Source organism: Streptomyces sp. NBC_00885 (genome assembly GCF_045207475.1).
GTDB lineage: Bacteria > Actinomycetota > Actinomycetes > Streptomycetales > Streptomycetaceae > Streptomyces.
Window position 1 is genome coordinate 8,474,886 of sequence record NZ_CP108796.1, and the last position, 24,603, is coordinate 8,499,488.

A 24,603-nucleotide genomic window follows, 5' to 3' on the forward strand; every position below is an offset into this window, starting at 1 on the left:
TCACCGAGTGACTTTCTTGCCGGATCGTTGAGTGATCCGGTGTCGTTTTCGACATCGTGGTGCTCAGGGCCAACTGGTCCGTGGCGCGGGTTCATTGACGTGCCGCCCTCGACGACGAGGAACTGCGATGAGTACGGTGCGCGCCGCGCTGCCGCTTGGCTACCAGGGCTTCTGCCTCGGCCACCAGGGGTTCTTCCACGCCTTCGCCGAGATCCACCTCGGCCGCCGCCGCGCGGCCGAGGACGTGGTCCACCAGGTGTTCCTGAAGATCCTGGCCGGCGCCAGTGAGCTGTACGAGGCCATCGCTTGCCTGCCGGCCTCGAACTGCTGCCCGCGCCCGCGCGGATGGTCCCCCTGCGCTGAACCTCCAGTCTTCCAGCAGCGAAAGAGAAACAATGAAGATTGTCATTGCCGGTGGTGGTGTCGGCGGCCTTGCGGCGGCGCTGAGTGTCGCACGGCACGGCAGCCAGGTGGTCGTCCTGGAACGAAGGGACAGCTTCAGCGAATTGGGCGCGGGTATCCAGCTCGGCCCGAACGCCTTCCACGCCCTCGACCGGCTGGGTGTCGGCGAAGCGGTACGTCAACGTGCCGTCTACATCGACGAGTTGAGGTTCATGGACGGCACCACCGGCGAGCGGGTCGCGAGTATGCCGCTCACCGGCGCGTATCGTGCCCGCTTCGGCAATCCGTACACCGTGGTGCACCGCGGCGACCTTTACCAGGCGCTGCTGGAAGCCTGCGTTGCGGAACCGGGCATCGCGCTGAACACCAACTGCTCAGTGACCTGGTACGAGCAAAACACGGAAAGCGTCACGGCCATCACCGACACGGGACGCCGCTTCACCGGAGCGGCCCTCATCGGCGCCGACGGCATCCGCTCCACGGTTCGTCACCAGATCGTCGGCGACGGCGTCCCCTGTGTGTCCGGCCATACGATCTACCGGTCCGTGATCCCGATGGAGCGGGTTCCGGAGGAACTCCGTTGGAATACGGTCACGTTGTGGGCCGGCCCCAAATGGCATTTCGTTCACTATCCCATCGGCAGCGGAAAGTTCCTCAACCTGGCCGCCACTCGGGACGACGGTGCACAGAACGTGGTGGTCGGCAGGCCGGCCGAGACAGCTCACGTGCTGACCGAGTTTCCCGATCTGAGCGACACGGCCCGGCAGTTGCTGGAGTTGGGCACCGACTGGAAGGAATGGGTCCTGTGTGACCGTGACCCCGTCGACCGATGGACGGACGGACGCGTGGCTCTCCTTGGTGACGCGGCGCATCCCATGCTTCAGTACGCGGCTCAGGGCGCCTGCATGGCGCTCGAGGACGCAGTACTCATCGGCCAGTTGCTCTCGGGTCCGGCAGAGGACACCCCGCAACGGCTCGAGAAGTACCAAGCCGAGCGGTACGAGCGAACAGCCAGGACGCAGTGGGTGGCCCGAGCGATGGGCGAACAGCTCTATCACCCTGCCGGGGACGCTGCCATCGCGCGCAACGCAATGCTGTCCTCCTTCACGGTCGACGAGTTGTACGACAAGGTCCAGTGGCTGCACGGAGCTCGCGTCGGCGGGACGGGAGAGCATTGTTGAGCAGGTTGCGCCGGCTGATCGCGGGGGAGTCCCCTGGTCCTGCCCTCCCCATAAGGTCATTCCTGCAGCCTGCTCTCTGAAAGGATCTCTTCAGCATGAACTCCCCGGACGGCACAGGACGTCGCCGACTGCTCGGCTCGGCGCTCGCGCTGGCCACCACCGGGTGGCTGGCATCCTGCACGGCAAACAAATCGGGGCGAGCCGATGGATCCAGGCGCGATGGCCCCAGCAGTGCCAAGGACCCGGTGGCCTACTTGCGCACTTCGTGGTCGACGGATCCTTTCGCCCGCTGCTCCTATTCGTACCTCGCGCCCAGCACCCTGGGCGCGACGGCACGCACCCTGCTGGCCGCGTCAGTGGCCGGCCGGTTGTACTTCGCCGGCGAAGCGACCTCCTCAGAGGCACCCTCCACAGCGCACGGCGCCTTGGAAAGCGGACGCCGCGCAGCCGCCGAAGTCAGCAACGACGCCGAGAGCGGGGAGCACATCGTGGTCATCGGGGCCGGGTTCGCCGGGCTCGGCTGTGCCCGCGCCCTTTCCGATGATGGCTTTCAGGTGACGGTCCTTGAAGGTCGCGACCGGGTAGGCGGTCGTGTTTGGACGCGGCATCTCGCTGGAGCCCCGGCCGAGATGGGTGCCTCGTGGATTCACGGCTCTTCGGGCAATGTGATGACCAAGGTGCTCAAAGAGACCGGCGACCCCAGCTACGCGTTCGACTACGACAATGCCACCGGCGAGGACGAGCACGCGATGGGGGAACTCGCTCGCTATGAGAAGAAGCTGGAAGACGTCGAAGACCCGGACACCGCCACCGTCGCCTCGGTGATGCCACGCCGGCCGTCCGCTGCATTGCGCACCGCGCTGAACATCAACTATCCCCTGGAGTTCGCTGCCGAGCCCCGTCAGCTCTCGGTGACCGCCACCTTCGAGGGTCGCGACCTCAAGGGTCCCGATCTGCTGCTGCCGAGGGGCTACGACCGGCTGCTCGCCCATGTTCGCGGTGACATCCCAGTGCGCACGCAACAGTTCGTCACCGGCGTGCGGCACACCGGGGACGGGGTGACGGTGACCTTGAAGAACGGCGACACCGTGCACGCCGACCGCGCGGTGATCACAGTCCCGATCGGCGTACTCAAGGCCGGGACCATCGACTTCGATCCGGCCCTGCCGAACGCCAAGCAAGAAGCCGTCAGTGCGCTCGGCGCCGGCCTTCTGGACAAACTGTGGCTCGAGTTTCCCAAGCCCTTCTGGGACAAGGACGTCGACATCATCGAATGGTTCGACCCGGACAACCCTGGCCTTTGGTCCTGGTGGGTGAACGGATACAAAGCCTTCGGCAAGCCCGTCCTGCTCGGCTTCAACGGCGGCGACCACGCCCGCAGACTCGCCCGGGCGTCCGACGACGAGGTCGTCGACAGCGCGATGAGAGCGCTGCACCGCATGCACGCCTGACCAGCGGAAGAGCAGCGGTCACGGTCGGAAAGGCGCCGGCTGCAACACAGCGTGCCGGTGGTGCAGGGCGCCGGTGGCGAGACGCCCTGCACTGACCCGAGGCCGCGCTCAGGCCATGACGGTTCGGTTCGCCAGCGCGGCTTTGGCGCCCGGATTCAGCGGCAGCGGCGTGGTGTTGGGAGCGTCGCCGACGCTGATCTCCTTCGCGGCAGGGTTCACCTGCTCCAGATTCGGCTGGTGGTCGAGGAGCACATTGATGATCTTCTTGGCCAGTTCCGGGTCGAAGCCCTTCTTCACCAGCAGCACATTGGGCACGATGACGGTCGGGATGTCGCGGGGCTGCTTGTAGGCGGAGGCCGGTATCGTGCCCCGCCGGTAGACGTCGCCGTACTCCTTGCGCAGTGCCGGCAGTTGCGGGGTGATGTCGAGGAAGCGCACCTTGCCGCCCAGTGTGGTGGTGAGGTCCGTGATTCCCGCGGTGGGCACGCCGCCCGACCAGAACAGGCCGTCGACCGTGCCGTCCTTCATGGCGTCGACGGTCTCGGGCAGTTGCAGGCGCTGTGCCCGTACGTCCTTGTTCATGTCGAGCCCGCCGGCGGCGAGAAGACGCTTGGCAATGACCTCGGTACCGGAGCCGGGCGCTCCGGTGGAGATGCGCTTCCCCTTCATGTCCGCGAGCGACTTGATTCCGGAGTCGGCGCGGACGACCACCTGGGTGTAGTTCGGGTAGAGCCGGGCGAGTGCCTCCACCGGCTGCCGCGCGGTGAAGGAACCGTTGCCGCGGACGGCGTCGCCGGCGGTGTCCAGGAGGGAGAAGCCAATGTCGTAGTCGCCCGTGACGACGCCCTGGATGTTCTGCACGGAGCCGCCGGTGGTGGTCGCGGTGGCGCGGTAGCCCTCGATGTTGTCCGAGATCAGCTTGCCCAGACCGCCACCGAGTTGGTAGTAGACCCCGGTGGTGTTGCCGGTCGCGATCGTGATCCGACCGCCGCCCGCATTCTTGTCAGCCTGGTCGTGCTGCTTTCCGCCGCAGCCGGCGGCAGTGAGGACCAGGGCCGCAACCGCGGCGGCAAGGCCCAGGGCACGAGGACGCATGTTCATGGGGTGGAGCTGCCTTTCATCAGAGGAACTTCAGCAATGGCCGCCTCCGCGGCGCAGCGCCTTCGCGCTGCCTGGCGACGGCGGACCACATGGATGGCGAGCGCGACCGCCGAGAGCGCCGAGCCGGCGATCAGCGAGACGGGCTCGAGGTACAGCAGAAGGAGTGCGGCGACAGCGCAGAGGCCACGTTCGACCGGAGTGCTCGGGCCGAGCATCCACCCGCCGGTGGCGGCCGCCAGTGCGGCGACAGCGAGCGCGGAGACGCAGGTGACCCAGGCGATGTCCCCGAAAGACCCCTGCCCCAGCAGATGCGCGCCGTTGTCGGTGAGCACGAACGCGAACGGGATCAAGAAGGCGGGAAGGGAGTACTTCCAGGTCTCGTTCATCGTCCGGATCGGACTGCCGCCGGTGACGGCCGCGGACGCCGCAGCGGCCAACGCCGTGGGCGGGGTCACCTCGGACAGCACGGCGTAGTAGAAGATGAACATGTACGCCTCGGGGGCGGTGACGCCGAGGGAGGTCATCGCCGGCGCGATGATCACCGCGGAGATGATGAACGACGCGGTCACCGGCACGGCGAGTCCGAGGATCGAGACCGAGACAGCCGCGAAGAGCGCCGTCAGCGAGAGCTTCACGACCGGATCGTCGCCGAGCGCGCCCGCAGCCTCCACGATGATCGACGCGAGGTTCAGGCCGAGCCCGGTCTCAGTGACGACGGCGACGATGATCCCCGCCGCGGCGCACGTGGCGATCACCGGCAGCACCGACCGTACGCCCTGCGCCAGCGCCTGGTACAGCCGTCGTGGGGTCATCCGGTGGGCGGGGTCGAGGAACGACAGTGCGAACTGCACCGCCGTCGCGTAGACCACCGCCTTGAACGGTGGCAGGTCCGCCGCCATGAAGCCGACGATGAGGAAGAGCGACAGGAAGTGGTAACCGAACCTGGCCAGCAGCCGCCATGGCGATCGAGGCTCGCCCTCCACCGGGTCGTTGAGGCTTTTGCGGGCGTCGATCTCGATCGCCATCAGAATGCCGAGGTAGTACAGGAGCGTCGGCACGGTGGCGTAGATGAGCACCGTGACGTAGCTCTCCCGTAGGTACTCCGCGATGACGAAGGCGGCGGCCCCCAGAGTGGGAGGCGACAGGATCGCCCCGATCCCGGCGGCGGCGAGCACGCCCCCGCCCTTCTCCGGCGAGTAACCGGCCCTGCGCAACAACGGCCACGCCACCGAGCCGAGGCTGACCGCCGTTGCGGTGCCGGAACCGGAGACGGTGCCCATCAGCAGGCCTGCAGCCGTTACGGTGCGGCCAGGTGCGCTGCGGGACCCGCGGAACGCGGCGAAGGACACGTCGATGAAGAACCTTCCGGCTCCCGACAGCTCCAGCACGGTTCCGTAGAGCGTGAACAGGACGATGTAACCGGCCGCCACCTTGAGCGGCATCCCGTAGAACCCGTCCGCGCCCATGAAGAGGTTGGCAAGGATCGCGTCCACATCGAGGCCCCCGTGCGCCAGCGACCATTCGTACGGGAGCAGACCCCCGTAGTAGGCGTAGAGCAGGAAGCCTGCACAGAACGCAGGCAGCACCCACCCAGTGGTCCGCCGGCAGGCCTCGAGGACCAGCAGGAGCAGTATCAGTGCAACGACGGTGTCCACAACGGTGGGCAGTTGCCGCCGCTCGAGGAAGCCGTCGAAGTCGAGGAGCGGATACCCGCAGACCACCAAGGCGACTGCGGCCAGCACCCAGTCGACGATCCCCGGATCGTCGCCACGGGGCCCGTCGACGCCGGCACCGTCCCGCCGGTCGCCGGGACCTGCCCCTGTCGAGCGACGCAACGGCAGCCGGAGGGCCGCTGTGCGCAATCCCGCGCGGTGCGTCAGGAAGCAGAGCGGCAGCGCCACGGCAAGGAAGACGGTGACGTAGTACTGGGAACCCTCCTCCAGCGGAAAGAAGACCGTGCAGAGCGCGAAGACCGAAAGCGCGGCGCAGAGTGCGGATACCACGGCACCGACCATGGGCGAGAGCCGCCGCATCGGCCGCTCCTGCTCGTACTCGGCAACCAGCTCTTCGACGGTCGGCTGGGGCGGCAACGGAGGTTCTCATTTCTGGTGTTCCGGGGAAGGTGCACGGCCACGCCGCTGGTTGACGCGGGTAGCGACTCCCAGTGATCTTGAGGCGCAGCACCATGCCAACAGAGCGCCGAGCCCGCCGTCTACCGAGGAGTAGGGGATGACCGTGAACCTTTCGGGCCCGGTTCCCTAAGCTTTCGGTCACCTCTTTTCGGGTGAGTGACCTTCAAAAGGCGTGCCTCTGCCGACGTTGAACGGCGTCGGCGGCATCGCTGGTCGCCGACGCCGATGACTCAGCGGCCTCCGTCGGCGAACGCCCCGCCGCCGGGGACCCGTTGGCGGCTGGTTTCCAGGCCACCCCTTCCCGCCCCGCCGAGGGCCTACGAAGGGGGTGCTCACACAACGTGCTGGTTGAACGACGCAAAGTTCTGTGTGATGTGATATTGCACTCTCAACTGTCGTGGGTCCATGCTGTGCCGACCTCCGGGCAGCCCCACCCGGAGCTCACGTCTCAGCAGAGGACTGAAATGAGATGATCCCGAAGTTCGCGCGATGGGTCGCCGTGATCGGCGCGGCGGCCGTCGCCATATCGAGTGGGCTCGTGCCGGCGGCGACCGCCGTCCCACAGTCCGCGCACCCGAAATGTACGCTCAACGTCCCGGCCAGCCCCAAGTCGGAGAGCCCGGCCAGTTGTGTCGCGGTCGATCTGAAGCTGGACAAGCTCCCGGCCAAGGGTGAGACGGCTGCCCTCCGGGTCAGTCTCCGTTCCCAGGTCCACGTCACCCACGCCCGACTGACCGTCCGCGTGCCCGACACCCTCCAACTCATCACCGAGGGTTCCCCTCTCAGCGCGCCCCGGCCGGTGGGCCCTTGGCTGGACGCCAAGGGTGTGGTGGCCCTCGACACCGACAAGCGGACCCTCACCCTGCATGTCCGTGCCACGGCAGAGGGGCCTGCCCAGATCGAGGCCAACCTCACCGACGTCGACTCGCCGTCACCGGAACGGGAAGCCCACGGTTCGGTGTTGCTCACCGTCGGCACGAACAAGCCGGGCGACAGCGCCTCCCGGTCGGGGGTGGACATCACCCGGCTTCCGGGACGTTCGGGCGAGCGGCGCTCGAAGTCGACCTCGGTAAGCAAGAAGTTCGCGAAGGTTCCGCAGACCAGCGGGGGCACCGGCAGCGTTGCCCGGGCCGCCGGCGATCCGATCTGCATCAGCGGCGGCTTCGAGTTCACCAACCAGGCGGGGGCGTGGCTGGGCGGCCGCAACCTCACCGTGAAGGTGTGGGGGCGGCCCACCGCGAATGACGCGCAGCAGGTCTACGCCAGCGGGCTGACCGACAACAGCGGCCACTACAACCTCTGCTTCGCCCTGCCGGTCAACACGATGTACCTGATGTACGTGGAGTTCCGGTCGGAGAGCTCGGTCTGGCGAGTGACCGACGGCAATGGGTGGGTGTACTCGACCTCCACGCCCGCGAGGTACAACGTCTCCACCAACCAGGACTTCGGCTGGACGGCAGCGGCGGCAGCTCAGATGCGCGCCTGGCACGCCTTCGACACCCTCAATCTGACCTGGTGGTGGCGCAGCTCCGGCACCGGCTGCTGGACCTCCAACGAGAATCCGCCCTGCAGCAAGATCACAGTCCAGTGGTGGGCCGGCAACGCCGACGGCGGGTACTACAATCCCGGGGCCAACGCGGCCGCCAGCTACATCAGGCTGCGGGACAACGACCCCGACTCCGAGCACCTCGTGGTCCACGAATCCGCACACGCGCTGATGCACCAGCTGTACAACTGGTGGTGGTCAAACGCGAACTGCGCAGGGCACCAGATCTGGATCGCCCTGTCCACCCAGTGCGCCTGGACGGAGGGGTTCGCCAACGCTGTCGCCGGCAGCGTCAAGGGCGACAACCTGTTCGTCTGGCCCAGCGGCTCCTCGGTCAGCATGATGAACTCCACCTGGTTCAACTCCGGCTATCCGGTCTCCAGCACCAACTGGCACAACGGTGACGCGGTGGAAGGCCGCGTGGCAGGCTCCCTGATCGACCTGTGGAACCAGGTCGACGGCGGACAGGCGAGCACGATCAACCTGCTGCGGACGCAAGGGCAGTGGACCTTCGGCGAATACTTCAAGGACGACCGCCCCGTCAACGGACTGAGCACGGCGGACTTCGCCCGCAGTCAGCCGTACACGCACACCATCGACTACCGGGCCAACCTGCTCAACTCCGGCTTCGAGAACGGCACGCCCGGCTGGAGCTGGACGTCGTCGCTGGGCGGGTCGGTCATCGGCAACTGGGGGACGTACCCGGCCCACTGGGGCACCAAGTACGCCTGGCTGTGCGGCTGGGGGGCGGCGGGAACGCAGACCCTGTCCCAGCAGGTCACCATCCCGAGCAACGTCAATGGAGCGACGCTGGGGTTCTACAACCGCATCGGCACCTACGAGACGGAGCAGGTGGCATACGACACGCTCAAGGTGCAGGTCATCGACGGCGGCACCACCACCACTCTGGCGACCCTGTCCAACAGGGACGCCGTCGGCAGTTACGTCTACCGCTCCTACAACCTGTCCAACTGGCGGGGACGGACGGTGACGGTCAGGCTGACCGGCACCGAGGACGCCTCCCTCCAGACCGACTTCGTGGTCGACGACATGACGGTCACCACGTCCTGACGACGACGTCGGGCAGAGCCCCCCACGCTGGCAGGAACGCCAGTCCCCTTACCCTCGCTGCTGCATACAGCGAGGGTAAGGGGCCGTCATCGCCGTGGACCGCCACCAACGAGAACATTCAGAGGTGCGGTTCGAAGAGTGACGCCTGACCGAACTGGTCGGCGCCGGAGAAGATGACGCCTGGGGCGGACGGGGCCTGGTTGAGGACCCACAGGCCGATCAGAGTGGCCACGGCGAAGACGACGGCGATCAGCACCGCGAGGATGAGCCGCCGCCGGCGTTCACGGCGCAGCCACTCGCCACGTGCCGTGCGATAGGCGTCAGGGGCGGCCTGGACTCCGTCGGCCAGTGCCTGCAGGGCCTCGCGCAGCTCCTGCTCCGTGCGGTCCGGACTGGTGTCGTTCATCGCCGGGCCTCCATCGCCTGGGTCAGCGCGGTGGTGCCGCGTGACGTGTGTGTTTTCACCGAACCGCAGGAGATGCCCATCGCCGCCGCGATCTCGCTCTCCTTCAGTCCGAGCCAGTGCCGCAGCACGAGCGCCTCGCGCTGGCGCGGCGGTAGTTGCTGGAGCGCGTTGATCAGGACCCGCTGGTCCTCGCGCAGCAGCGCGGTGCTCTCGGCGGACGCGACGGTCTCGTCCGGCGGGGTCTCCACATGCTTGCGGGCGACCTGGAGGTGACGTATCCGCATACGGGCCAGGTTGCACACGGTGGAGCGCAGATAGGCCTCAGCCGCCTCGACGTCCCGCAGGCGCCGCCACCTTCGGTAGATCTGGTAGTACGCCTCGGCCACCACGTCCTCCGGGTCGTCCGCACCGAGCAGGTGGGCGAGGCGCAGCATCGAGGAGTAGTGCAGCTCGAAGAGCCGGGCGAGGCCGGCCTCGCGATCCAGGTCGGCCGGAGGCGTCGACACCGGCGCGAGGGGCTCGGCCGGCTGTCCGACGGACGGTTCCCGTACCTCGCGTTCCAGGTCGGCCGGAGCCGCCGTCGCGGGCGCGAGGGGCTCGGCCGGCTGCGCGACGGACGGTTCCCGTACGGGAGTTGTGTGTTTGCGTCTCACGGGTTGTCTGCTTCCGTCTCCGGGCGCCACCTCACGGCCAGGCGCGACGGCAGGTCGGTCAGATCGGCGCCGCGCGCGACGCCGAGGCGTTCGAGGGCCGCGGTCCCGGCCACAGCGACGGTCAGGTTGAGCAGCAGGGCCGCCAACCCCGCGTAGATCTCCAGCGGTCCGAGGCCCAGCGGCACGACCGGGGAGAACCCTTCGCGCACGACCATGAAGGTCCCGGCCACCATGCCCACGCCCCACCCGGCGAGCAGCGCCCGCGGATGCAGCCGCCCGGTGAACAGCCCCACGGCCACCGCCGGGAAGATCTGCAGGATCCAGACTCCGCCGAGGAGCTGGAGATTGATGGCGTCCTGGTCGCGCAGCCCGAACACGAAGGCCACCGCGCCCACCTTGGCGGTGAGCGACACGGCCTTGGCGGTGCGCACCTGACGCTTGGGCGTGGCGGTGGGATGGAAGTACTCGACGTACACATTGCGTACGAAGCTGGTGGCGGCCGCGATCGACATCACGGCTGCCGGGACGAGCGCCCCTACGGTGATCGCGCCGAACACCAGCCCGGCCAGCGGCCCCGGCATCAGCTGGTCGACCAGCATCGGCACGGCGGACTCGGCGCCGCCCCGGGGCGCCTTCACGCCTGCTGCGAGAGCGGCGATACCGAGGAAGCCGAACAGCGCGAGGAGTCCCGTCCAGGCGGGCAGCGCCACGCACGCCTTGCGCAGGGTTCGCGGGCTGTCGGCGGCGAAACCGGCGGTGAGCACGTGCGGGTACATCAGCAGAGCCAGCGCGGAGCCGAGGGCGAGCGTGGCGTACGCGGGCTGCTGCTCGGGGGACAGGAGCAAGGGGGAGTGGGCCACGTCCGTGCCGCCGAGCCGCCGTGCCGCGCCCTCGAACACGGCGCCGGGCCCGCCGAGCCGCACGAGGACCAGCCAGCACACGGCGGTCAGGGAGACGAAGACCGCCACCGCCTTCAGCGCGGAGATGACGGTGGGTGCGCGCAGCCCGTGCCGGTAGGTGGCCACGGCGAGCCCCGCGAACAGCGCCACCATCACCGCGTCTCCGGCCGCTTCCTGCGGGTACACGCCGCCGGCAGTCAGCACCGCGCGTATGCCGAGCAGCTGCAGCGCCAGATACGGCATGGTCGCCAGGATGCCGGTCAGCGCGACCACCAGGGCCAGCGGCGGCGACCCGTACCGTCCGCGCACGAAGTCGGCGACGGTGATGTAGCCGTGTCGGCGGGCCACGGTCCACAGGCGGCTCAGCAGGACGAAGGCGATCGGGCAGACGATCACCGTGTACGGCACCGCGAAGAAGGCGGCGGCGCCGTTGCCGTACGCCAGTCCCGGTACGGCGGTGAAGGTGTAGGCGGTGAAGATCGTGCCGCCGAGCAGCAGCCAGGTCCAGACGGGGCCGAGGCTGCGGTCGGCGAGGGCCCAGCCCTCCAGCGAGGGCAGCCGATCGCTGGGGTGCAGGCGGCGCGCGGTCACGGCGAGGAGCGACGCTCCGCCTATTACGGCGAGGAACGTCGCGGTCATGGCGCCGTCGGCCATGGGTCACCGTCCTTGGTGTGCCTGTGCCCTCGCAGAAGAGTTGCGCCGGGGGCCTGTCCGGAGGACACGGAACCGGGAGGAAATCTCGTGGAAATTCGCTGTCAACCGGTTGAGGCGTACGGGCAACTCTTGCACAGACCGACATTGAGCGGGAGAGGAGCGCAGGTCATGGGACGGAGGGGTCATCACCGGCTACGGCGCGTCGCGATCGCCGTACTGCTTCTCATGCCCGCCGCAGGCCTGCTCTGGGTCCCCTGGTACGCCGGTGAGAGCCCGATGCTCGCCGGGACGCCGTTCTTCTACTGGTACCAGCTCGCCTGGGTGCCGGGGTGCGGCCTCTGCCTGCTCGCCGCGTATGCGCTGACGGACCGACATCGTCGCCGCTGATCGCTTACTGATCCACGTTCACTTCTTGTCACACCGCCCCGGTGAGGAGCCGCCATGCCTACATCAGCCATGCCCGAATCCACTCTCCCGAGCCCAGAAGGGCCGCCGTCGCGGCGGTCCCGTATGACAGCCCGCTCGGTCCTGGTGTGGAGCGCGGTCGCCTTGGCCGGAGCGATCGGTTGGGCCGTGCTCGCCCTGTCCCGGGGCGAGGAGATCTCGGCCGTCTGGCTGGTCGTGGCGGCCCTCGGCTCGTACGCGATCGCCTACCGTTTCTATTCGCGGTTCATCGCCCGGCGGGTTCTCCAGGTCGACGACACCCGCGCCACTCCGGCCGAACGGCTGGAGGACGGCGTCGACTACCACCCCACCGACCGCCGGGTGCTCTTCGGCCACCACTTCGCGGCCATCGCCGGCGCCGGTCCACTCGTCGGCCCGGTCCTGGCCGCCCAGATGGGATACCTTCCCGGCACCATCTGGATCATTGCGGGTGTGATCTTCGCCGGTGCGGTGCAGGACATGATCGTCCTGTTCCTGTCCATGCGCCGGGACGGCAAGAGCCTGGGCCAGATGGCCCGGGACGAGATCGGCAAGGTGGGCGGTGCGGCCGCGCTGATCGGCGTGTTCGCCATCATGATCATCCTGCTTGCGGTCCTCGCGATGGTCGTCGTCAACGCGCTGGCCGAGTCCCCCTGGGGCACCTTCTCGGTCACCATGACCATCCCCATCGCCCTGTTCATGGGCTGCTACATGCGCTATCTGCGGCCGGGCCAGGTCGTGGAGACCAGCTTGATCGGTGTCGCGCTGCTGCTGCTCGCCATCCTCGGCGGCGGCTGGATCCAGGACTCCTCGCTCGCCGAGTACTTCGTCTGGAGTCCGGAGACCCTGGTCTTCTGCCTGGTCGGCTACGGTTTCGTCGCCTCCGTGCTCCCGGTGTGGATGCTGCTCGCGCCCCGTGACTACCTGTCGACCTTCATGAAGGTCGGCACCATCGCCCTGTTGGCCGTCGGTGTCGTGATCGCCGCGCCGCACCTGAAGGCCGAGTCGGTGACCGACTTCGCCTCCAACGGCGCCGGACCGGTGTTCGCCGGGTCGCTGTTCCCGTTCCTGTTCATCACCATCGCCTGCGGCGCCCTGTCCGGCTTCCACGCTCTGGTCTCCTCCGGCACCACGCCGAAGCTGATCCAGAAGGAGTCCCAGGTCCGGATGATCGGCTACGGCTCCATGCTCACGGAGTCCTTCGTCGCCGTGATGGCCCTCATCGCCGCCTGCGTCCTCGAACCCGGCCTGTTCTACGCGATGAACGCCCCGGCCGCGCTGCTCGGCCCGACCGTGGACAGCGCCGCCGAGGCGGTGAAGAACCTCGGCTTCACCATCACCCCGGACCAGCTCACCGCGGCGGCCAAGGCCGTGGAGGAGGAGACGCTCGTGGGCCGCTCGGGCGGCGCGCCCACGCTGGCCGTGGGCATGTCGGAGATCTTCTCCGGGGTGATCGGCGGCGCCGGACTGAAGGCCTTCTGGTACCACTTCGCCATCATGTTCGAGGCGCTGTTCATCCTCACCACCGTGGACGCCGGCACCCGGGTCGGCCGCTTCATGCTCCAGGACATGCTGGGCAACGTCTGGAAGCCGATCGGCCGGGTCACCTGGAAGCCGGGCATCTGGATCACCAGCGCCCTGGTCGTCGGCGCCTGGGGCTACTTCCTCTACGCCGGTGTCACCGACCCGCTGGGCGGCATCAAGCAGCTGTTCCCGCTGTTCGGTATCGCCAACCAGCTGCTTGCCGCGGTGGCTCTGGCCGTCACCACCACCGTACTGATCAAGTCCGGCAAGCTGCGCTGGGCCTGGGTCACCGGCATCCCCCTCGCCTGGGACGTGGCCGTCACCTTCACCGCCGGCTGGCAGAAGATCTTCTCCGACAACCCGAAGATCGGCTTCTTCTCCCTGCGGGACAAGTACGCCCAGGCCATCGACGCCGGCCAGCTCCTGCCGGGCGCGAAGACCATGGACGACATGCACACCATTGTGGTCAACAACACGGTCGACGGCGTGCTCATGGCCATCTTCCTCCTGCTGGTCCTCACGGTCCTGGTCAACTGCGCCGTGGTGTGCGTCCGCGCGGTCCGCGCCACGCAGCCGCTGCCGACGACCGAGGCACCCTACGTCGCCTCCCGCATCGACGTGCCGGTGCAGCGGGAGGAACCCCTGGCGGAGGTACGGGCATGAGGGCCGCCCGCTGGGCGCGGGCCGTGTGCTGGTACCTGCGGGAGCTGACGGGGGAGGCGGAGTACGGCCGTTACTGCGAGCGGCACCTACGCCACCACCCGCTCGCGCCGGTACCGACCCGCCGGGAATACCAGGAGCAGCGCGCACTGCACCGGGAGACCCACCCCCAGAGCCGCTGCTGCTGACGCCGCGGCGACGACCGCGGGGCGGGCGCGCCGACCAGCCCTGACCGGCGCGCCCGCCCCGCACCACCCTTTCGTACTCGACCGGGACCGAGATGCTCAGACGCCGCACAGCCCTGCTGGTCCGCCCCGAACTCGACGATCAGCCCCTCCACCTGACCCTGACTCAACTCCGCCCGACGGCACAGCTCCACGGTCTCGGCGCGGGCACCACGCGCCCCGTGTGGGAGCCGGTCGCCGAGCTGCTGCGCGGCACGGGGCGGGACTGGGACCGGCGGGTGCACCGGATCTCCGTACTGGCCCAGCACCTGCCGCCCGCGGTCTGCGAGCGCTGGGCCGCTGATCGGCCCGGCGACGGGGACGCCCTGGTCCTGCGCGCCTTCGTCCAGGTCACCAGAGCCGCGGCCGAGGGGCGGGCCGCCGCCGGCCCGGCCGAGCAGGCGTGTCTGCGCGCCGCCGACGTCTGTACCGCGGACCCGACACCGTGGCTGGCTCTGCTGGGCCTTATGCGCTCCTTCGCGGTCCCCGTTCATGACGCCGTTCCCGTCTGGAGCGAGGCCGTCTCCCGCGCCCCGTGGCACCGGACCGCCTACCACGATCTGCTGCGGTATCTGTCCCCGCGAGGGCACGGAACAGTCGCCGCCATGCTGGACTTCGCCCGGCAGAGCGCCGCCCGGTCACCGTACGGGTCCCCGGTCGCGCTGCTGCCCGTCGCGGCCCGCGTGGAGATCGTCGCCCACCGGCTGCGGCAGTCGGCGCCAGGGGCGGGGCTCCTCTGGAACGAACCACAGGTCGCCGAGGAGATCGACACGGCCCTGGACCAGTGGTTCGACTCCCGTGCCACGCCGCACGCCGAGGCGCTGATCGACCTCAACGTCCTCGCCTTCGCCCTGATCCAGGCCCACCGGCCCGCCGACGCCCGGCGGGTCCTCACACGCACAGGGCGCCACATGACCCCCCATCCCTGGGATCTCCTGCCCGAGCCGGAACGCACCTTCCGCTACTGGAGCGGCCGTTGACTAAGCCGGCACCGAGGGCGTTCCCGCCGATCGGACGCCGGTTCCGTCTCCGGGGCTTCCTTCTACGAGCAGTAGTGTGGTGTTGCCGCCGTGAGTTCGGCCCATACGAGCTGGCCGTGTGGGAGGCGGTATGTGCCCCACCGGGAGGTGAGAGCCTCGACCAGGTGGAGACCTCGTCCGCCGCCTGCGTCGCTTGCCATGCTCTGAGGTGTGGGGCTGCCGTCCCAGCCGGACCCGTGATCCCCGACTTCGATACGGATGACGCACGAGGCGGCTTCGTCGCGGATGATCTTCAGCGTGTGCCAGACGGGACCCGCGCCGTGCCGGACCGCATTGGTGACGAGTTCGGAGATGAGCAGGACGGCTTCGTCGGCAAGTTGGGAGTGACACCAGTGCCGCAGCCGGTCCGTTACCTGCTGCCGTGCCTGCCCGGGCGATTCGGGCGTCGCGGGGAGAATCCACGTGCTGGTCGTTCGCACGGTACGGGACACGTCAGTGCTGAGGATGGACATTGCGTGCTCGCAGAGGGGTGTACGCGGCCTGTATGTGTCAACGGCGTCCGCGCCTCACGCGAGGTGTCGTCCGCAGGCCACTGGGGGCTTTGCATAAGAGTTGCCCTGGTCGGCGATCCGGTTGACAGGAGGCATCCGGTGGATTCCGAGATCATTCCTGACGATCCGGGATGAACGGCCGACGGTCGACCAACCGCGGCCACCTCGACGGCCAGGCAGTGAGCCGCAACTCCGAGCCGCTCCAGCGGGTGGGCCAGGCCCCGTCCGCAGCGCGGCTCCGCCGCTCAGGGTGCGAAGTGCGCGGCGCGGACACGGTGCAGCCACGCCTCCACAGGCGCCTCGTCCGGCTGATCCGGCAGGGCGCTCCTCGTCCCGTCGAACCGCTCCTCGAAACGCTGCAGGAGAGGAAGCGCCGCCATGGCGTCCGCCGCGACCTGATCGCCGAAGGCGTGGTAGGCCTCAGGGTCCTCGACGCGGACATTCAGCCGGCCGGTGGCGTACAGCTCGAAACCCTGCTGGCACAGGCGCATGAGGTGCCGGGCATGCTTTGCGGTCCGCTTGCGGGTGTCCGCGGAAGGGGATCCGTCGCCCCGGTCGTACAGCCGCTTGAACTGCTGGGTGGCGTAGCCGAGGTAGGCGTCACGGATGCGCTTGGCGGACAGCAGGGAACTTCGCAGCTCGATCAGTTCGTCACCCCACGGAGTGCGCACTTCGTAGAGGTCGTCGGGAAGCCAGACGAGTTCCGTGACGGTGGGATTGCCGCGCAGGGCGAGGTGGCACCACTTCGCTGCCTCGTGCAGCGTCCGGTCCGGCGCCGTGGTGACATGGGACTCGGCCGGGCGGTGCAGGCCGTGGAGTGCGGCCGTGTCCACAGCGAACAGACCGAGACGGTCAACGTCGGATCCCGGCCCGGCCAGCCCGTAGGCGGTGGAACCGACTATCCCTGACAGAAGTACGTTCATGTGGGGTTTCTCCGGCCAGGACGAGTGTGTGCGCAGTGAACGCTACGGCAACAGCCCAGCACGACTCCACGGCATTTCGGCACGCCCCTCCCGCGGCCGCAACCCGCGGCGCAGTCAACGACCGGAATCTTGCGTATCCGTAATTCGGCACTCCTGCTTGTCCTGCCGGTCGGCTGCAGTCACGGTTGGAGCGATCCGATCCTCGATGCCCTGTTTCAGCGGGCACTTCCACGGAGTCCGATTTGGCCAGCACTGACTACACCCACCGAGCGGTCACCAGCCGCCCTCGACCGACCCTTGTGAAGCCGCCTGGTTTAGCACGATGTCGGGCGTTCTGCATCACCCGGGCGACGCGCACCACCGTGCCGGATCTACGTCGCTTCGCGGTCCATACAGCCCGGCGGTGGGCGATTGGGAAGGACCCGTACGACATGCTGGCGCTGGTCGTCAGCGAGCTGGTCACGAATGTCGTGCTCCACAGTGGCAGCCCGGACGTCGCGCTACTGATCACCTTGGACGGTGTCGACCTGACCGTCGAAGTCACCGACAGAGGACGGTGGCTGGAGCGTGACGCCGGCGCACCCACACTGGAGCACCGCGCCTCCTTCGGGCGAGGACTCGAGCTGGTCCGTGCGTACACCAGCTCGTGCGCCGTCCTCGCCACCGCGGCCGGCACCCGGGTGACGGCCGCTATCCCCGTCATTGAGCCGAACGCGAGCAGGGTTGAGGTCCGCGAGCACAGCGGTTCCACGCGCTTCGGGCAACTTCTTGGGTATGGGTGATCGCCATCCGCGTATTGCCGATCCCCAACCGTCCGAGGTGAGATGAGAGCGCACGGGGCTCCACACCGGAGCCACGGTCGCCTGGCGCACCCGGATCCGAGGTGGGGCGCGCCGGTCGTGCCCACGTGCCACTGCGGCGCCGTACGGCTCCGCTGTCTCGTCGACGGCCGGGCACCCGCATCGGGCACGCCCTGATACACCTCCGTCAACTCCTCGGAGTGACGCTCGGATTACGGGCGTGAGAATTCCATCGCCTCCCACGGCTGTCACCTGCCACCGGAGATGAGTGGAAGACCCCTATGCAATTACTCTCCGGCTCGCAAGCGCTGCAGCAGCCGCTCTCCGGCACCGCCTTGGTGCTTGCGGTCGCAAAGGTCATCTCGAGCTGTTCAGATTTATTGCCGTCGCCGCTACCCCGCCGAAGCAAATTACCCAAAACGCTCCCACTGGCATTCAAGCATCGGCCACAATGTCGCTTCCGCCTCATCGAAAGGCCTTGCTACGCATGTCCGTTGATAGTGTTGGCTCCCTGTCCGACGCCGAACTCACGGCAGCAATCAGAGAGTTAGTATCCGAAGCTCCGGTGGAGGAGCTGTACCGGCGGCACCGTTCGGCGGTTCTGTCCTATGCGCGTACGTGTTGCCGTGATCCCCACACGGCCGAGGACCTGGTTTCGGAAGCCTTCGCCCGCACGCTGCAGGCGGTGCGGTCCGGGGGTGGCCCGGAGGCCGCCTGGCGACCGTATCTGCTCACCGTGGTCCGCCGCGTCGCCGCGGAATGGGCGGGCACAGCACGGCGCACCGAGCTGTCGGCCGACTTCGAGCAGTGGCTCGGCAACCTGCCCGACAGTCCCGAGGCGGAGAGCAGCGAGGAGCGAATAATGCGCCTGGAGGACAACAGCCTCGTCGTCCGCGCGTTTCGCTCGCTGCCCGAGCGCTGGCAGGCCGTCCTGTGGCACACCGCCGTCGAGGAGGAACCCGCCTCGAAGGTCGGCGGCCTGCTCGGCATGAGCGCCAGCGGGGTCGGCTCGCTGGCGTCCCGGGCCCGGGAAGGGCTGCGCGAGGCCTACCTGGCCGTGCATGTCGAAAGCGCTTTGGTGAGCGAGGAGTGCCGCCGCTACAGTTCCCTGCTCGGAGCAGCGGTGCGCCGCAGTGGCCGTCGCTCGAACAAGGACCTCGACCGGCACCTCGCGCAGTGCCCGCACTGCCGTCACGCGCTGACCGAACTCACCGACCTCAATGAGCGGCTGGGCTCGGCGCTGCCGACCAGCGTGCTGTTGTGGGGCAGTTCGGCGTATGTGGCAGCCCGGATGGCCGAAGCCGGCGCGAGTGCCGCCGGTGCGGCCGTGGCACCCGGCACACTGGGCGGCGGCCCCTCCCCGGACGGTGGTACGGGGTGGTGGCCACCGGCGGCGGACTCCCCGCTGCGCTCGGGTGCCTTCGCCGGCGGCGTCGTCACCGCCCTCGCGGTCGCACTCCTCGTCCTGCCCATGCCGTTCGGTGACGACGACACCGAGTCCTCGCCCTCGCAGGCGGCGCCGGCCGTGACGGAGATCGAGCATCCGCCGCCCGTCACGGTCACCGCCACCCCCTCCCAGCAGCCCCCTTCCGGCCGGGCCGGGCCGGCCGTCCACGTATCAGGTGCGGCATCGGGGAAGCCGGCCGAGCCGTCTCCCACCGGGGCCGGTCTCGGGACCGTCACATGGTCGGGCACCCTCCGCAACCGGGGAATCACCACGAAATGCGTCGAGCCCGTCGGCACAGCAATCGTTCAGAACACATGCGACGGCAGCAAGGACCAGGTCTGGCAGGCCGTGTCGTCCAAGACCAGCAAGGACTACAGCCGGCTGCGCAACGCCGCCACCGGCGAGTGCATCGACTACGGTGCAGCGACCTATCACTCCGGAACCACCGGCAAGGACGTCATCGACGTCGGAATGTGCCCGTGCCGCACCGAGGGCGAAGGGCAACTGTTCCGCTTCGACCTGTGGTGGGGCGAGAACGACGGCAGCTATCTGGTGCGCGCCGACCTGACGGACGGCAAGCCCTGGGACGAGATGGTGCTCGGCATGCTGCACTGGCCGGAAGGCGGCGACCCGCCGCCCGAGACGAACGCCCCCCTCGTGCTCACCTACAACTACTACAACTCCACACGGCTCCGCTACTTCGTCGAAGGCCGGTGAGGGCAGGCCGGGCCGGACCCCGTACGAGGCCATCGCTCAACGGCACATGGACCCCACTCGGCAAAGCCTCGGCAAAGCGGCGGGATGGACGCTGTCGAACCCCCTCCTTTCTTGTGACCAGCCAAACACGCACAACGAGGGGGACTCGGTGGCCCGAAGCGTCGTCGCGCACCACGTCCACCAGCGCTTCAGCGATGCGCCCCGCGTTCGATGGGCGCGGAGACCACAGTCCGTTGCGACCAGACCGGCGCCGCGTCGGTCACCGCAATGCCGGTTCCCGAAGCGGGTTCAGCACGTGGGGCTCACGCGGTCATGAGGTCCGCCGTCGGCGGCCGCAGTGCGTACATCACGGCCGGTGCCGCAGCCGGATCCCCGCGTCCGCGCTACGGAATTCAACCAATGCGAGTGTCACCACAATTTCCTGCCGGCTGAGGCACGGCGACTCGGCCGGCAGGGAGGGTGGCGCCGTGCCGGAGTTCACCGATGGCACCACCGGACTTGAGTGGAAGGCTCCTCAATGCAATTGCTCTTGGGCTCGCGGCCGTCACAGCAGCCTCTCTCCGACGCTGCTGTGATGATTGCGTTGCGCAAAGGCCGGATCGAATTCTTTCGGCATCTCTACCGCCGCCACTATGCCGCGGTGCAGGCATACGCCTCCCAATGCGTGCGAGGTCCGCTGCATGCGCAGGAGGTGACATCAGATGTCTTTGCGCACCTGCTCCAACAGATGGTGTCCGGCGAATCGCTCATCGAGCGTCGTCATCCGGGGTGCCTGCGTCCCCAGTTACTGGGAAAGGTCCGCACCGCCGCGATCCATCGCTGGCACCGGGAGCGCGACACACTGGCGCCGGACTTCCAGGCCTGGGTCGCGGCAGGATCACGGTGGCCCTGGGGCGAAGACGGCCAGCTGGCTCTCGCGTACGAGCGCCTCCCGGCCACCACCCAGTGCCTGCTGTGGCACTCGGTGGTGGAACGGGACGATCCCGCGTTCACGGCACGCATCACGGGCCTGGATCACCATGCGGTTCCCGCTGCGTGCGACCAGGCCATGACCGCGCTGCGCCAGGCCCGTGCGGACCTGTACTTCGAGCGGCTGGAGCGTCCGGACTGCAGGGATGTGATCGAGCGGCTGATCAAGCGGCCTGAGGCGGACCCGGCTGAAGGATGGGGCCATCTCCGCGCCTGTCCGGCCTGTGCGGCTGTCTACAAGGACCTGTCCCAGCTCGACGAGCAGCTCGAAGCGCAGCTGCCGGTACGGCTGTTGGGATGGTGGACGGGACAGCGATACCTGCGTGCGAAGGCCGCCATCCCCATACCACTGGGCGATCCGCCGTTCCTGGCAAGGTTGCTGGAGCGAGGCCGGGCCGATGCCCCCGCCGAGCCCTCGCGTGTACGTCGGGCCACGGCGGCCACCCGGAGGAGCAGGGGGAGCAGGGGAAGAAGCAGGGCAGCGTCCCCGCAGTCTCCTCGCCGCTCCCGGGCTGCTTTCGCGGTGGCGGGCTTCCTGGTCGGCGCCGGTGCGGGCGTGCTGCTGCTGACCGCTTGTGACCCGCAGTTCGGAGCGAACATACAGCCGCCGCCTGCCCCCGGACCTTCAAATGCCCCTAGCGACCCGCCGTCACAGCAGGCGACACCTCCTCCTGCGGTCTCGGCCCGATTCCCCGTCCAGGCCAATGCGTACACATCGCAGCAGGGGACAAGCGCCGGCTCCAACCCCGGTTCCCGTGCCCTCGGAAGTTCTTCTGTCCTGCGTTACTACCGGGTCGATTTCTCCACCGTCCGAGACACCCTCGCCGTGGCAAGGCTCTCGGGGCCGTCGGGCGGCGGTGCCCGGATAGAGCTCAGGCTCGATTCCCCTGTCCGGCCACCACTGGCACAGATCGTTCCAAGTGCCGACGGTTCCGTGAACGACATCTCGGTGCCCATCACCCCCGTCGTCGGCGTGCACCGCCTCTACGTCACCGCGCACTGCCCGACGACCACCGATCGATGCGTCGAACTCTTTGCGTTCGGTGCCGCACCGTCGATGTCTGAGGCGCTGCTCCCCCTTCACCGTCCATAGGCAGCGTCATGCCCAATCACCACGCGGCGCCGACGGCGGCGATGGAGCCCGCCGCCGCTCGATGCGGGCCTCGTCAGGATCGACGGTGCGCGAGAGGCCATCCGTATCGCAAAGCCTGATTCGCCTCGCCGCGCAATCCGAACAAGACGGCGCACGTTGTTGCTGCGTCCCTTCCTTCAGGAGAAGTTCAAAGAGAAATGCTGGTCGAGAGAACTCGACCGGCATTTCTGCGTTGCCCGGGACGGGGACGGGGGCGGACGCACATGGAGAAGCGTTGCTCCGTCAGAATCCGGAAGAATTCCATGAGTTCCGTTGAGTCGGTCTGGATCCGCATCCGTACTATCAGGTGACGGTTGCCAATGATCCGGCCCAATGAGGTCATCATTCGAGGCAACCGGAAAGTGGGGTCTGACGGCCCCTGGAATCCAGTACGGAAAGGAAGAACAAGTCATGGGATTTGATCTCTTCGGGCGCGGCCAGCAGGGTGCCGGGCGTGGCAGGCAGGCCGCCGGACGCTGCCGGCGTGGCGCTGGTCAGGGCATTCAGGGTAACGGCCGCGGCCAGGGCCGCGGGGCAAAGGGCGTCGGCAGGCGCGCCTGCCGGTAACCGTTCTGCGGATACGAGAGATTCCAGTCGGACCAGGCAGTCGGCCCTGCGGATGACAACACCGGAGTTCTCTCTGTCCGCCTGACAGGGGCTCGGAGATTGATGCCCGTCAGCACCTCTCGCGGACACCGACTCCGACCACCGCAGCGATAGGGCCGCGGTCGCAGCATGAATTGCTGCGACCGCGGTCTGCCGGAGGGCGGCTCGGCGTCGGCATTCGCTCCACTCCAACCCAACATCGGTTAGATGCGCCAGATGAACAAATCAGCCATGCCCAAAGTTGCAGTCACACAAGGACAGCGAGTCCGTCACGCGAGGAAATCGCCTGTCGCCAGCTTCAAGGAATTCTGGCCATTGGCCCGGAAGAACAGACCCGCCATGGCGGCGACCCTATTGTTGCTCATGCTTTCCGCGGGTTTCCAGACAGCCTCCATATGGCTGGTCTCCTACCTCACCGACAATGTGCTTGCCGGTGGCAGGGTCTCTGCGTTCTGGCTGCCAGCCGCGACATGGCTCGCCTTGGCGGTGCTCGGGGGACTGGCGGGATTCGCGGGCGGTTACCTCGCCGACTGGGTCAGTGAGCACTTCCTGCTGCAGTTGCGTGACCACACCTTTCAGCACCTGCAGAAGTTGCCACCGGACTATTTCGGAAAGCGTGGGGTCGGCGACCTCGTGGCGCGGCTGACAGGCGACATCGAGGCCGTGGAGTCCCTGGTCACCTCCGCTCCGGTAGCGGCAGTGACCGCCGTGTTCGAGATCGTGTTCTTCACCGTCGCTGCCTTTTGGATCAGTTGGCCACTCGCCCTGGCGACCGTCGCTGCCGCTCCACTGTTCTGGCTGGTCGCTCGTGCCTTCTCCCAGCGCATGCGGACGGTGACCCGGCAGGAGCGAGACAGCAACGGACAGCTCGCCTCCCTGCTGGAAGAGAACCTGACCAACATGCCCGTTGTTCAGGCCTACAACCGGCAGGAAGCAGAGCGCGCACGGGTGCACCGCGAAGGGCGGACATGGATGCGTGCGAACCTACGCCAGGCGCTCCTGGACGGTGCCTATCGGCCCCTCAGCGGGTTTGTCGAAACCCTCTGTGTCCTGCTCATCATGGGCATCGGAGCCTGGCAGATCTCTGCAGGCCGGCTCACCATCGGCGGCCTCCTTGCCTTTTCGGCGTACGTCGGACATCTGTATCCCCAGTTGGAGCAGGTCAGTGCACTCTTGATCCAGATGTCGTCGGCGACGGCTGCAGCCGAACGCGTCCTTGAGGTGCTTGCAACTCGGCCCGTTGACCCACCCGCGGACGATCTCGTCACCGTCGATGACGGTCCTGCTCAACGCATTTCCCGTGACAAGCCGCAGCTGAGCAAGACCCGTCCACGGCGACGCACGGCCGTTGGGTCCCCTCGGGACTCCGGTGAGCGCCCGACGACACCGCACACGCCAAGCTTCGACCGGCGGGCCCCGTCCGAAGTCCTCGCATCGGTTCGTGGCTCGATCGCCTTCGAAGGTGTCAACTTCTTCTATCCCGGTGCGGCCCGACCATCGCTCTGGGAAGCGTCGCTCACCGCTGCACCCGGTCAGCTCGTTGTGATCACGGGACCGAGCGGGGCCGGCAAGTCCACGATAGGCAAGCTCCTTCTCCGCTTCTACGCTCCCTCGGCCGGCCGCATTCTTCTTGACGGTCTGGACATTGCCCCGATGACGGCGGCATCACTGCGCCGGAACGTCTGTCTCCTGCCGCAGGAAAGCATGCTCTTCGAGGGGACGATCCGTCAGAACATCGCCTACGGTCGCCCTGACGCCGACGATGAGCAGATCGCCGCAGCCGCCAAGGCCGCCGACGCGCACGATTTCATCAGCGCCTTACCTGACGGGTACGCCACCTCGGTCGGCAGGCAAGGCCAGTTCCTCTCCGGAGGGGAACGTCGCCGCCTGGCCATCGCACGTGCCATGATCCGTGACGCACGGGTCCTCGTCCTTGACGAACCCACTACGGGCCTGGACGACGAATCCGCGGAGCGGATCACGGAACCCCTTCGCCGCCTGACCACCGAGCGCACCACGTTCCTCATCACTCACGACCTGCGACTGGCCTCTTACGCCGACACCATCATCGAGGTGGATGCAGGAACTTTGACGTCGATCACTCCCTGACGCATGCTGTGCAGCCCCTCGGGACCCGCCCGTCACCTCGGC

The 24,603-nt window shown here is 68.0% G+C and carries 19 protein-coding genes; 11 read left to right on the top strand and 8 right to left on the bottom strand.

Annotation, left to right across the window (positions count from 1 at the left end; translation table 11 throughout):
- Positions 1-91: 91 nt before the first annotated feature.
- Positions 92-409 (bottom strand): hypothetical protein, encoded by a 318-nt coding sequence (locus tag OHA61_RS38535; protein ID WP_406307039.1) that lies wholly within the window; start codon positions 407-409, stop codon positions 92-94.
- On the opposite strand from OHA61_RS38535, the gene OHA61_RS38540 reads away from it, so the two are divergent.
- Both OHA61_RS38540 and OHA61_RS38545 read left to right on the top strand, forming a co-directional pair.
- The gene (locus tag OHA61_RS38540; RefSeq protein ID WP_406307040.1) at positions 396-1,583 is read left to right on the top strand and encodes a 3-hydroxybenzoate 6-monooxygenase; all 1,188 of its coding nucleotides are present in this window, start codon (positions 396-398) and stop codon (positions 1,581-1,583) included. The two genes, OHA61_RS38535 and OHA61_RS38540, sit on opposite strands and share 14 nt — an antisense overlap.
- 95 nt (positions 1,584-1,678) lie before the next feature.
- On the top strand, positions 1,679-3,034 hold the full coding sequence (locus tag OHA61_RS38545) for an FAD-dependent oxidoreductase (RefSeq protein ID WP_406307041.1): 1,356 nt from the start codon (positions 1,679-1,681) through the stop codon (positions 3,032-3,034).
- 108 nt (positions 3,035-3,142) lie between these two features.
- On the opposite strand, the gene OHA61_RS38550 is transcribed toward OHA61_RS38545, so the two are convergent.
- Together OHA61_RS38550 and OHA61_RS38555 are read right to left on the bottom strand one after the other, a co-directional pair.
- On the bottom strand, positions 3,143-4,135 hold the full coding sequence (locus OHA61_RS38550) for a TAXI family TRAP transporter solute-binding subunit (RefSeq protein WP_406307042.1): 993 nt from the start codon (positions 4,133-4,135) through the stop codon (positions 3,143-3,145).
- Positions 4,132-6,225, bottom strand: a complete 2,094-nt coding sequence (locus OHA61_RS38555) for a TRAP transporter permease (RefSeq protein ID WP_406307043.1) — start codon at positions 6,223-6,225, stop codon at positions 4,132-4,134. The genes OHA61_RS38550 and OHA61_RS38555 overlap by 4 nt, the downstream gene beginning before the upstream one ends.
- 511 nt (positions 6,226-6,736) lie before the next feature.
- Here OHA61_RS38555 and OHA61_RS38560 point away from each other — a divergent pair.
- Positions 6,737-8,884, top strand: coding sequence for a hypothetical protein (locus OHA61_RS38560; protein ID WP_406307044.1), 2,148 nt, complete (start codon positions 6,737-6,739; stop codon positions 8,882-8,884).
- Positions 8,885-9,002: 118 nt separating this feature from the next.
- Here the strand turns inward: OHA61_RS38560 and OHA61_RS38565 are convergent, their stop codons facing one another.
- From OHA61_RS38565 to OHA61_RS38575, 3 genes are read right to left on the bottom strand one after another with little or no spacing between them, the layout of a single operon-like run.
- Positions 9,003-9,290, bottom strand: coding sequence for a hypothetical protein (locus OHA61_RS38565; RefSeq protein ID WP_406307045.1), 288 nt, complete (start codon positions 9,288-9,290; stop codon positions 9,003-9,005).
- The gene (locus tag OHA61_RS38570; protein WP_406307046.1) at positions 9,287-9,943 is read right to left on the bottom strand and encodes a SigE family RNA polymerase sigma factor; all 657 of its coding nucleotides are present in this window, start codon (positions 9,941-9,943) and stop codon (positions 9,287-9,289) included. Before OHA61_RS38570 ends, OHA61_RS38565 begins: the two co-directional genes overlap by 4 nt.
- Complete coding sequence (locus OHA61_RS38575) at positions 9,940-11,496, bottom strand: sodium:solute symporter (RefSeq protein ID WP_406307047.1); 1,557 nt, start codon at positions 11,494-11,496, stop codon at positions 9,940-9,942. Before OHA61_RS38575 ends, OHA61_RS38570 begins: the two co-directional genes overlap by 4 nt.
- A 168-nt stretch (positions 11,497-11,664) precedes the next feature.
- Here OHA61_RS38575 and OHA61_RS38580 point away from each other — a divergent pair, with 168 nt between their 5' ends.
- The 4 genes from OHA61_RS38580 to OHA61_RS38595 all read left to right on the top strand — a co-directional run bounded on the left by OHA61_RS38580 (position 11,665) and on the right by OHA61_RS38595 (position 15,307).
- Positions 11,665-11,883 (top strand): DUF3311 domain-containing protein, encoded by a 219-nt coding sequence (locus OHA61_RS38580; RefSeq protein ID WP_361916355.1) that lies wholly within the window; start codon positions 11,665-11,667, stop codon positions 11,881-11,883.
- A 54-nt stretch (positions 11,884-11,937) separates the two neighbouring features.
- The gene (locus OHA61_RS38585) at positions 11,938-14,106 is read left to right on the top strand and encodes a carbon starvation CstA family protein (RefSeq protein ID WP_406307048.1); all 2,169 of its coding nucleotides are present in this window, start codon (positions 11,938-11,940) and stop codon (positions 14,104-14,106) included.
- On the top strand, positions 14,103-14,291 hold the full coding sequence (locus tag OHA61_RS38590) for a YbdD/YjiX family protein (protein WP_406307049.1): 189 nt from the start codon (positions 14,103-14,105) through the stop codon (positions 14,289-14,291). The genes OHA61_RS38585 and OHA61_RS38590 overlap by 4 nt, the downstream gene beginning before the upstream one ends.
- Positions 14,292-14,383: 92 nt before the next feature.
- Entirely contained in the window at positions 14,384-15,307 is a 924-nt protein-coding gene (locus OHA61_RS38595) for a hypothetical protein (protein WP_406307050.1), read from the top strand.
- A 62-nt stretch (positions 15,308-15,369) separates the two neighbouring features.
- On the opposite strand, the gene OHA61_RS38600 is transcribed toward OHA61_RS38595, so the two are convergent.
- Positions 15,370-15,798 (bottom strand): ATP-binding protein, encoded by a 429-nt coding sequence (locus tag OHA61_RS38600; protein WP_406307051.1) that lies wholly within the window; start codon positions 15,796-15,798, stop codon positions 15,370-15,372.
- 305 nt (positions 15,799-16,103) lie between these two features.
- Positions 16,104-16,781, bottom strand: a complete 678-nt coding sequence (locus OHA61_RS38605) for a DNA polymerase beta superfamily protein (protein ID WP_406307052.1) — start codon at positions 16,779-16,781, stop codon at positions 16,104-16,106.
- A gap of 299 nt (positions 16,782-17,080) precedes the next feature.
- Here OHA61_RS38605 and OHA61_RS38610 point away from each other — a divergent pair, with 299 nt between their 5' ends.
- From OHA61_RS38610 to OHA61_RS38625, 4 genes are all read left to right on the top strand, one after another.
- Positions 17,081-17,563 (top strand): ATP-binding protein, encoded by a 483-nt coding sequence (locus OHA61_RS38610; RefSeq protein WP_406307613.1) that lies wholly within the window; start codon positions 17,081-17,083, stop codon positions 17,561-17,563.
- 505 nt (positions 17,564-18,068) lie between these two features.
- Positions 18,069-19,745 carry a sigma-70 family RNA polymerase sigma factor gene (locus OHA61_RS38615; protein ID WP_406307053.1) on the top strand — a complete coding sequence of 559 codons (1,677 nt, stop codon included), beginning with the start codon at positions 18,069-18,071 and terminating at the stop codon, positions 19,743-19,745.
- A gap of 574 nt (positions 19,746-20,319) precedes the next feature.
- A complete protein-coding gene (locus tag OHA61_RS38620; RefSeq protein WP_406307054.1) occupies positions 20,320-21,807 on the top strand; it encodes a hypothetical protein in 1,488 nt (495 codons plus the stop codon).
- A gap of 852 nt (positions 21,808-22,659) precedes the next feature.
- On the top strand, positions 22,660-24,561 hold the full coding sequence (locus OHA61_RS38625; RefSeq protein WP_406307055.1) for an ABC transporter ATP-binding protein: 1,902 nt from the start codon (positions 22,660-22,662) through the stop codon (positions 24,559-24,561).
- The last annotated feature ends 42 nt before the right edge of the window (positions 24,562-24,603 follow it).

Coding starts and splice junctions, on each gene's coding strand:
- OHA61_RS38540 (WP_406307040.1), top strand. CDS start 396: ATGAAGATTGTCATTGCCGGTGGTGGTGTCGGCGGCCTTGCGGCGGCG.
- OHA61_RS38535 (WP_406307039.1), bottom strand. CDS start 409: ATGACAATCTTCATTGTTTCTCTTTCGCTGCTGGAAGACTGGAGGTTC.
- OHA61_RS38545 (WP_406307041.1), top strand. CDS start 1,679: ATGAACTCCCCGGACGGCACAGGACGTCGCCGACTGCTCGGCTCGGCG.
- OHA61_RS38550 (WP_406307042.1), bottom strand. CDS start 4,135: ATGAACATGCGTCCTCGTGCCCTGGGCCTTGCCGCCGCGGTTGCGGCC.
- OHA61_RS38560 (WP_406307044.1), top strand. CDS start 6,737: ATGATCCCGAAGTTCGCGCGATGGGTCGCCGTGATCGGCGCGGCGGCC.
- OHA61_RS38565 (WP_406307045.1), bottom strand. CDS start 9,290: ATGAACGACACCAGTCCGGACCGCACGGAGCAGGAGCTGCGCGAGGCC.
- OHA61_RS38575 (WP_406307047.1), bottom strand. CDS start 11,496: ATGGCCGACGGCGCCATGACCGCGACGTTCCTCGCCGTAATAGGCGGA.
- OHA61_RS38580 (WP_361916355.1), top strand. CDS start 11,665: ATGGGACGGAGGGGTCATCACCGGCTACGGCGCGTCGCGATCGCCGTA.
- OHA61_RS38585 (WP_406307048.1), top strand. CDS start 11,938: ATGCCTACATCAGCCATGCCCGAATCCACTCTCCCGAGCCCAGAAGGG.
- OHA61_RS38590 (WP_406307049.1), top strand. CDS start 14,103: ATGAGGGCCGCCCGCTGGGCGCGGGCCGTGTGCTGGTACCTGCGGGAG.
- OHA61_RS38595 (WP_406307050.1), top strand. CDS start 14,384: ATGCTCAGACGCCGCACAGCCCTGCTGGTCCGCCCCGAACTCGACGAT.
- OHA61_RS38605 (WP_406307052.1), bottom strand. CDS start 16,781: ATGAACGTACTTCTGTCAGGGATAGTCGGTTCCACCGCCTACGGGCTG.
- OHA61_RS38615 (WP_406307053.1), top strand. CDS start 18,069: ATGTCCGTTGATAGTGTTGGCTCCCTGTCCGACGCCGAACTCACGGCA.
- OHA61_RS38620 (WP_406307054.1), top strand. CDS start 20,320: ATGATTGCGTTGCGCAAAGGCCGGATCGAATTCTTTCGGCATCTCTAC.
- OHA61_RS38625 (WP_406307055.1), top strand. CDS start 22,660: ATGCGCCAGATGAACAAATCAGCCATGCCCAAAGTTGCAGTCACACAA.